Origin of the sequence: Actinomadura geliboluensis (assembly GCF_005889745.1) — a bacterium.
Lineage (GTDB): Bacteria > Actinomycetota > Actinomycetes > Streptosporangiales > Streptosporangiaceae > Spirillospora > Spirillospora geliboluensis.
The window spans coordinates 1-1,263 of record NZ_VCKZ01000737.1; the positions used below are offsets into that span (position 1 = coordinate 1).

The 1,263-nt window shown below is 69.1% G+C and carries 2 protein-coding genes; both read right to left on the reverse strand.

The features are described 5' to 3' along the window. Window positions 1-561 (reverse strand): NADH-quinone oxidoreductase subunit NuoB (locus ETD96_RS43915; RefSeq protein WP_338072673.1); only part of this gene is annotated, 561 nt, incomplete at its 3' end. 27 nt (window positions 562-588) lie between these two features. After that, a complete protein-coding gene (locus ETD96_RS43920; RefSeq protein ID WP_138642371.1) occupies window positions 589-960 on the reverse strand; it encodes an NADH-quinone oxidoreductase subunit A in 372 nt (123 codons plus the stop codon). Between the last annotated feature and the right edge of the window lie 303 nt (window positions 961-1,263).

A 1,263-nucleotide genomic window follows, 5' to 3' on the forward strand; every position in this document is an offset into this window, starting at 1 on the left:
GCGCAGCACCGTCGCCGACAGCGGCCGCGGCGGGGGCGGCGGGCTGAGCGGGTCGCCGCCGTCGTAGCGCTCGCCGAGCGACTCGGCCGCGATCTTCTCCTGCAGGTGGACGATGCCCTGCAGCAGCGCCTCGGGACGGGGCGGGCAGCCGGGCACGTAGACGTCCACCGGGATGATCTGGTCGACGCCCTTGGTGACGCAGTACGAGTCCCAGTACGGCCCGCCGCAGTTGGAGCAGGCGCCGAACGAGATGACGTACTTGGGCTCCGGCATCTGCTCGTAGAGGCGCCGCACGGCGGGCGCCATCTTGTCGCTGACGGTGCCGGAGACGACCATGAGGTCGGCCTGCCGGGGCCCCGGCGCGAACGGGATGACGCCGAGCCGGATGAAGTCGTGCCGGCTCATCGACGTCGCGATGAACTCGATGGCGCAGCAGGCCAGCCCGAAGTTGAAGACCCACAGCGAGTAGCGGCGGCCCCAGTTGAGCACGAACTTGACCGGTTTCGGCGCGAGCCGGGACAGCGGTCCCACGCTCGGCGGCGGTAGATCGATGGTGCCCACAGCGCCATTGTTACAGCGGCCGGGGCCTCACACCCAGGAGAGGACGCCCTTCTTGCCCGCGTACGCGAGCCCGGTGGCGAGGAACGCGAGGAAGATGAACATCTCGGCGAGCGTCGTCGCCCCGTAGCCGGGCGCGGAGAAGACGGTCGCCCAGGGGAAGAGGAACACCGCGTCCACGGCGAACACGACGTAGAGGTAGGCGAAGACGTAGTACCGCACGTAGGAGTGGGCCCAGCCCTCGCCCACCGGGTCGACGCCGCACTCGTACGTGGTCAGTTTCTCCGCGGTCGGACGATGCGGACGGAGCATCCGGTTCGCGCCCAGCGCCCCGCCGACGATTCCGGCGCCGACAAGGAGGAGGACGACCACAACGACATATGTGTCGAAATAGTTATGCACCAGATCCTCCTCGTCTGCGTCTGATCCAGTATCCCCCGGCGCAGGATCAGGGGAGTGTGACGTCGTACCTCCACCCCGGGGGACCACGATGCCATGATTTTGCTGCACACTAGATTTGCATTGGGTCAGGTTGACCTGGAAGGACGTGACCGGATGAGCAACCCCCCGCCTCCCCCGGGCTGGGAATCCCCGGGCGGTGCCTCCTGGCCGCCCCCGCCGCCGCCGGCGGGCCCGGGCGGTCCCGGTCCGGGCGGACCCGGTAGCCCGGGCGCTCCGGGCGGACCCTGTCTCTTATACACCTCT